The following is a 6,726-nucleotide window of genomic DNA, read 5'->3' as shown; positions in this document are numbered from 1 at the left end:
GGGTGATGGGGGTTCGCGTGTGAGGGGCGGCTGCGGGTGGGTGGGGGCTGGTCGCGCAGTTCCTCGCGCCCCTTGGGGGGGTTCTGTTGCCGGGTGACTGCGGGTGGTTCGTGGTTGCTCGCGCAGTTCCTCGCGCCCCTGGAACTGGGCCTGCGTTTCGAAGGGGCGCGGGGAACTGCGCGACCAGCCACAACGCACCCGCAGCCGCCCCTCGACAGAACCCACCGAGCTCTTAGGCGGTTGCCATGACCTCCCCGTCACTGCAACGGCAACAGCTGGCCCTACGCCAACGCCGACGGCATCTGATCCAGCCGCCGCAGGATGACGCCCTCCCGCAGCGCCCAAGGACACACCTCGAGCGTCTCCACGCCGAACAGATCCATCGCGCCCTCGGCGACCATCGCGCCGGCAAGCAGTTGTTCGGCGCGGCCCTCGGAGACACCGGGGAGGACCGCGCGCTGGGCGGTGGTCATGCCGGCGAGGCGGGGGACCCAGGCCTCCAGGGACTCGCGCTTGAGCTCGCGCTGGACGTAGAGGCCGTCGGCGGAGCGGGCGGCACCGGCGAGGCGGGCGAGCTGCTTGAAGGTCTTCGACGTGGCGACCACGTGGTCGGGGGCGCCGAAACGGCTGAACTCGCCCACCGTACGGGCGATCTGGGCGCGCACATGGCGGCGCAGGGCCCTTATCGCGTCCGGTTCCGGCGGGTCCCCGGGGAGCCAGCCGGCGGTGAGGCGGCCGGCGCCGAGCGGCAGCGACACCGCCGCGTCGGGTTCCTCGTCGATGCCGTAGGCGATCTCCAGGGAGCCGCCGCCGATATCGAGGACGAGGAGCTTGCCGGCGGACCAGCCGAACCAGCGGCGGACGGCGAGGAAGGTGAGCCGGGCTTCTTCGGCGCCGGTGAGAACCTGGAGTTCGACGCCGGTCTCGGTCTGCACGCGCGCGAGGACGTCGTCCGCGTTGCTGGCCTCGCGGACGGCGGAGGTGGCGAACGGGAGGAGTTCCTCGACACCCTTGTCCTCGGCGGCCTGCAACGCCTCCTCGACGACGCCGACGAGTTTGTCGACCCCCTCGGGGCCGATCGCCCCGTCGTCGTCGAGGAGTTGGGCAAGGCGCAGTTCCACCTTGTGCGAGTGCGCGGGCAGCGGGCGCGCGCCCGGGTGTGCGTCCACCACCAGCAGATGCACCGTGTTCGATCCCACGTCGAGGACACCGAGTCTCATATACGGAACGCTACTGCCACCTGCACCTATCTCGGTCCCCGGAGCGGTGTCTGGGCCCGCCTCCGGCGACTTACCCTGGACGCGTGCCAAAGACGAAAAAGGCGAAGACCGACAAGGCGGCCAAATCACCGGGCGATTCCTCGCCAGTGAAGTCGGCCAAGCCCCAGGAGTCCCCAAAGTCACCGAAGTCACCGAAGACGTCACAGATGTCGAAGAAGGCTCTGAAAGGCGACGAGAAGGGGCTCGACTTCGCGCGCGCGTGGGTGGAGTTCCCGGATCCGGCGGACGAGGAGCAGCTCTTCCGCTGCGATCTGACATGGCTGACCTCTCGCTGGAACTGCATCTTCGGAAGCGGCTGCCAGGGCATCCAGGCGGGCCGCGCGGACGACGGGTGCTGCACCCTGGGCGCGCACTTCTCCGACGAGGACGACGAGAAACGGGTCGCCGGGCATGTGGCGAGGCTCACCCCGGACATCTGGCAGCACCACGACGAGGGCGCGAAGAACGGCTGGACCTCGGAGGACGAGGACGGCGACCGCCAGACCCGCCCCTACAAGGGCTCGTGCATCTTCCAGAACCGCCCCGGTTTCGCGGGCGGCGCGGGCTGCTCGCTGCACATCCTCGCCGTGAAGGAGGGCCGCGAACCCCTGGAGACCAAGCCGGACGTCTGCTGGCAGCTGCCGGTGCGGCGCACGTACGAGTGGATCGACCGGCCGGACGACACACGCGTGCTCCAGGTGTCGATCGGCGAGTACGACCGCAGGGGCTGGGGTCCCGGCGGCCACGACCTGCACTGGTGGTGCACGTCGGCGACCTCGGCGCACGGCGCGGGCGACCCGGTGTACGTGTCCTACCGCCCGGAGCTGACCGAGCTGATGGGCAAGGCCGGCTACGACCGCCTGGTCGAGCTGTGCGAGGAGCGCCTGGCCTCGCAACTCCCGCTGCTGGCACCGCATCCGGCGGACCCGGTCGGCTGACGGGTCAGGACGAGCTCGGGTCGCCGCCGTCGTCGGACGGCGGCGTCGAGCCTCCGGGATCGGCGGACGACGAGTCCGTCGGGGTCGGGGTGGGGTCGGCGGACGAGGGCGGCGGGTCGCTCGGTGTCGGGTCGCCCGGGGCCGTGCTCGTGGGCGTCGGGTCCGGGCCGGACGAGGGCGGACCGCCGGGGTCGGGATCCGAGGGGTGCGAGGGGTTGCCGGAGTCGGTCGGGGCGGGCGCGGTGCCGTAGCCGTCGATCGAGACGACGGCGCCGGCTGGTGAGACGGCCACGCGCGCGGTCCAGTGGCCGGAGGGCTCGCGCAGATGGTCGACGTACACCTTGATCGTCAACGACTCCCCCGGCGCCAGGGTTCCCGAGGACTGGCTGAGGTAGAGCCAGGGTGCCGCGGTGGTCGCGGACCAGCGGACCGGGGCCGTGCCGGACGCGGTGAGGGTGATGAGCGTGGTGTCGCTGCTGTTGGCGGCGGAGACGGCGAGGTGTCCGGCACCCTTCTGGCCGGCACCGGTGACGCTGATGACCTCTACAGAGACATCGTTTTTCCCGTTCTTGCCGGTCCGGCCGCCAGGACTGGTGGCTGCGTCGCCGGTGTTCTCGTAGCCGCCGCTCGCGACCTCGCCCTCCAGGCTGCCGGGCCCGTGTGCCTCGCTCGCGGTGGCGGCCCGGCCGTCGACGCCCTCGCCGGTCGGTGTGCCCCGGTAGGCGGCCCACAGGGCCAGGACAGGGGCCGCGATGACGGTGGCGACGACGGTAGTCGTGACGGCACGCGCGCGGAGACGGTCTCTTCGGGCGGCGCGGTCCTTGGGGTCCATCGGGAAACCGCGCCGGTCGAAGCGGGGTGCCGCGTTGCCCCGCGCGCGTGGGAGGTGCGCCATCGCCACGTGCAGGGCCGCGCGGGGCGCCTCCAGGACGGGCAGTTCGGCGGGCGTGACACTGGCGCCGGGCCAACTGCCGGGCACCGCGCGCTCGGCGGTACGACGGCAGCGCGGGCAGTCGTCGACGTGCCGGACGAGTTCGCGGCGCAGCGCGCTGCTGAGCACGAGCTGGTGATCGCCGGTGAGACGCGCGACGCTCGGGCAGCTCCCGGTCTCCACGACGGCGAGGGCGGCACGCGTGCGTTCCACCTCGCAGGCGGCGGAGGCCAGCAGTTCCCGGGTGGCGGCGAGGTCCATCCCGAGGACGGCGGCGACCTCGTGGGCGGCGAGCCGATGGCGCACGGCGAGTTCGAGCGCCTCGCGCTGCTCCGGGGTGGTCCCGGCGGCCTCCGGCCAGGCGAGCAGGGCGAGTTCACGCCGCCGCGACTCACGCAGCTCCTCGGATACGACAGGTTCCTCGGCCTCGACCCGGCCCACGGCGTGGGTGCCCTGACGTTTCTGCTTGGCCTCAGCCAGCTTGCGCAGACACGCCCAGCGGGCCAGCGCGTAGAGCCAGGCGCGACGGTCCCCCGCCGTCTCCGGCACACGCGCGCCCCGGCGTTCGGCCAACGCCAGCACGTCCCCCAGGGCGGCGGTCGCGGTGTCGTGGTCGCACAGCACGGACAGGCAGTACGTGAACAGGCCGTCCAGATACGGCTCGTAGCGCGCGGGCGGGCGCTGCGCCAGCGTGCGCGCCGCAGCGCGGTCGCGCGCCTCCCGATGCGCCCGGTGTGCGCCGGTGGTGCGGGTCGAGGTCTCCGGACTGCTGCTCATCACCCGTGCGACCGTAGGCGGCGGGCGATGCCCCCTTCCGCCCCCTTGAGCACTTTTAATCCGTACGGGTGAAACGATCCCTCAATAGGGGACAGGAACCCCCGCTTCCCTGGCTCGATCCCGACGCCGGTGGCCGGATACCGAACCACACCACTCCGTCCGCCGACCGCCTTGTCAGTCCCGCCGGTTACGGTTCACGCATGGCTGCCCGTACGAAGACCACCAAGGACCGTCCGTCCTACCGCTGCACCGAGTGCGGCTGGCAGACGGCCAAGTGGCTCGGCCGCTGCTCCGAGTGCCAGGCATGGGGGACGGTCGAGGAGTACGGCGCGCCCGCCGTCCGCACCACCGCCCCCGGCCGCGTCACGACATCCGCCGTACCCATCGGCCAGGTCGACGGCCGCCAGGCCACCGCACGCTCGACCGGCGTGCCCGAGCTGGACCGGGTGCTCGGCGGCGGCCTGGTCCCCGGAGCGGTGGTCCTCGTCGCGGGCGAACCGGGCGTAGGAAAGTCGACCCTGCTCCTCGACGTGGCAGCCAAGTCGGCGAGCGAAGAGCACCGCACGCTCTATGTGACAGGCGAAGAATCGGCGAGCCAGGTCCGCCTGCGCGCCGACCGCATCAAAGCGATCGACGACCACCTCTACCTCGCCGCCGAGACCGATCTGGCCACGATCCTGGGCCACTTGGACGCGGTGAAGCCCTCACTCCTGATCCTGGACTCCGTACAGACGGTGGCCTCCCCGGAGATCGACGGCGCACCCGGCGGCATGGCCCAGGTCCGCGAGGTCGCCGGCGCCCTGATCCGCGCCTCCAAGGAGCGAGGCATGTCCACCCTCCTCGTAGGCCATGTCACAAAAGACGGGGCAATCGCGGGCCCACGCCTCCTAGAACACCTGGTGGACGTGGTCCTCTCCTTCGAGGGTGACCGCCACGCACGCCTGCGCCTCGTACGGGGCGTCAAGAACCGCTACGGCACGACCGACGAGGTCGGCTGCTTCGAGCTGCACGACGAGGGCATCACTGGCCTGGCCGACCCGAGCGGCCTGTTCCTGACCCGCCGCGCGGAGCCGGTCCCCGGCACCTGCCTGACGGTCACCCTGGAAGGCCGCCGCCCTTTGGTGGCCGAAGTCCAGGCCCTCACGGTCGACTCCCAGATCCCCTCCCCCCGCCGCACCACCTCAGGCCTGGAAACCTCCCGCGTCTCGATGATGCTCGCGGTCCTGGAACAACGAGGCAGAATCAGCGCTCTCGGCAAGCGAGACATCTACTCCGCAACGGTCGGCGGCGTAAAACTCTCAGAACCGGCGGCAGATCTGGCCATCGCCCTCGCCCTGGCCTCCGCGGCGAGCGACACCCCCCTCCCCAAGAACCTGGTCGCGATCGGCGAAGTGGGCCTCGCGGGCGAGGTCAGACGGGTCACGGGCGTCCAGCGCAGGCTCTCCGAAGCACACCGCCTGGGCTTCACCCACGCCCTCGTTCCGGGCGACCCGGGCAAGATCCCGGCCGGCATGAAGGTCCTCGAAGTAGCCGACATAGGAGACGCTCTCCGGGTCCTTCCGCGCTCCCGTAAGCGAGAGGCCCCACGGGACGACGAGGACCGCCGGTAGACTTTGCCCTGGTCTCGCCCGTCCATGCGAACAGAGTGTGCGAAACGGGAGCACCAGAAGAACCTGCGACCCGAGGAGTGCAGTGGCAGCCAACGACCGGGCGTCAGCTCCCGGAAAGTCCGGCGGGAGCTCCGGTGCCGATGGCCTGATGCGCGCCTCCCTGAGCGCCGTGGCACCCGGCACGGCCCTGCGCGACGGCCTGGAACGAATCCTCCGCGGCAACACGGGAGGACTCATCGTGCTCGGCTCCGACAAGACCGTAGAAGCGATGTGCACCGGCGGTTTCATCCTGGACGTGGAGTTCACGGCCACCCGCCTGCGCGAACTCTGCAAGCTGGACGGCGGCATCGTAGTGTCGTCCGACCTCTCGAAGATCCTCCGAGCGGGCGTCCAACTGGTCCCCGACCCCAACATCCCCACCGAAGAGACAGGCACCCGGCACCGCACCGCCGACCGGGTCAGCAAACAAGTCGACTTCCCCGTCGTTTCCGTCTCCCAGTCAATGCGCCTGATCGCCCTCTACGTGGACGGCCAGCGCCGCGTCCTGGAGGACTCGGCAGCGATCCTCTCCCGAGCGAACCAGGCCCTCGCCACCCTGGAGCGCTACAAGCTCCGCCTGGACGAGGTGGCGGGAACGTTGTCAGCCCTCGAGATCGAGGACCTGGTAACAGTCCGAGACGTCTCGGCAGTGGTCCAACGCCTGGAAATGGTCCGCCTGATCGCCACAGAGATCGCGGAATACGTAGTCGAACTAGGCACAGACGGCCGCCTGTTGGCCCTCCAACTCGAGGAACTGATCGCAGGCGTAGAACCGGAACGCGAACTGGTAGTACGCGACTACGTCCCCGAACCCACGGCCAAACGCTCCCGCACGGTGGACGAGGCCCTGGCCGAACTGGACGCCCTCTCCCACGCGGAACTCCTAGAACTCCCCACCGTGGCCCGCGCCTTGGGCTACACAGGCTCCCCCGAGGCCCTCGACTCGGCGGTCTCCCCCCGCGGCTTCCGCCTCCTGGCCAAGGTCCCGCGCCTCCCCGGCGCGATCATCGACCGCCTGGTGGAGCACTTCGGCGGCCTACAAAAACTCCTGGCAGCAAGCGTCGACGACCTCCAAACAGTCGACGGCGTAGGCGAAGCAAGGGCAAGAAGCGTACGAGAGGGCCTGTCCCGCCTGGCGGAATCGTCAATCCTGGAGCGCTACGTCTAACCCC

Annotated in this window: 5 protein-coding genes; 3 read left to right on the top strand and 2 right to left on the bottom strand. The window is 70.7% G+C overall.

Annotated elements, in window-relative coordinates:
* Positions 1–281 precede the first annotated feature (281 nt).
* The gene (locus OO70_RS44660) at positions 282–1,220 is read right to left on the bottom strand and encodes a Ppx/GppA phosphatase family protein (RefSeq protein WP_043685430.1); all 939 of its coding nucleotides are present in this window, start codon (positions 1,218–1,220) and stop codon (positions 282–284) included.
* Positions 1,221–1,426: 206 nt separating this feature from the next.
* Here OO70_RS44660 and OO70_RS44655 point away from each other — a divergent pair, with 206 nt between their 5' ends.
* Entirely contained in the window at positions 1,427–2,197 is a 771-nt protein-coding gene (locus OO70_RS44655) for a hypothetical protein (protein ID WP_051742190.1), read from the top strand.
* A 4-nt stretch (positions 2,198–2,201) separates the two neighbouring features.
* On the opposite strand, the gene OO70_RS44650 is transcribed toward OO70_RS44655, so the two are convergent.
* Positions 2,202–3,908: a BACON domain-containing protein gene (locus tag OO70_RS44650; protein ID WP_043685423.1), complete on the bottom strand. Its 1,707-nt coding sequence runs from the start codon at positions 3,906–3,908 to the stop codon at positions 2,202–2,204.
* Positions 3,909–4,105: 197 nt separating this feature from the next.
* On the opposite strand from OO70_RS44650, the gene radA reads away from it, so the two are divergent.
* Together radA and disA are read left to right on the top strand one after the other, a co-directional pair.
* Positions 4,106–5,515, top strand: coding sequence for a DNA repair protein RadA (gene radA, locus OO70_RS44645; protein WP_043685420.1), 1,410 nt, complete (start codon positions 4,106–4,108; stop codon positions 5,513–5,515).
* Positions 5,516–5,597: 82 nt separating this feature from the next.
* The gene (gene disA, locus OO70_RS44640; protein ID WP_043685417.1) at positions 5,598–6,722 is read left to right on the top strand and encodes a DNA integrity scanning diadenylate cyclase DisA; all 1,125 of its coding nucleotides are present in this window, start codon (positions 5,598–5,600) and stop codon (positions 6,720–6,722) included.
* Positions 6,723–6,726: the final 4 nt, after the last annotated feature.

Source organism: Streptomyces xylophagus (assembly GCF_000716435.1).
In the GTDB taxonomy this organism is placed as follows: domain Bacteria; phylum Actinomycetota; class Actinomycetes; order Streptomycetales; family Streptomycetaceae; genus Streptomyces; species Streptomyces xylophagus.
Note: the sequence above shows the minus strand (reverse complement) of the source record. Positions and strands in the feature narration are given on the sequence as shown.

Coding starts and splice junctions, on each gene's coding strand:
- OO70_RS44660 (WP_043685430.1), bottom strand. CDS start 1,220: ATGAGACTCGGTGTCCTCGACGTGGGATCGAACACGGTGCATCTGCTG.
- radA (WP_043685420.1), top strand. CDS start 4,106: ATGGCTGCCCGTACGAAGACCACCAAGGACCGTCCGTCCTACCGCTGC.
- OO70_RS44655 (WP_051742190.1), top strand. CDS start 1,427: ATGTCGAAGAAGGCTCTGAAAGGCGACGAGAAGGGGCTCGACTTCGCG.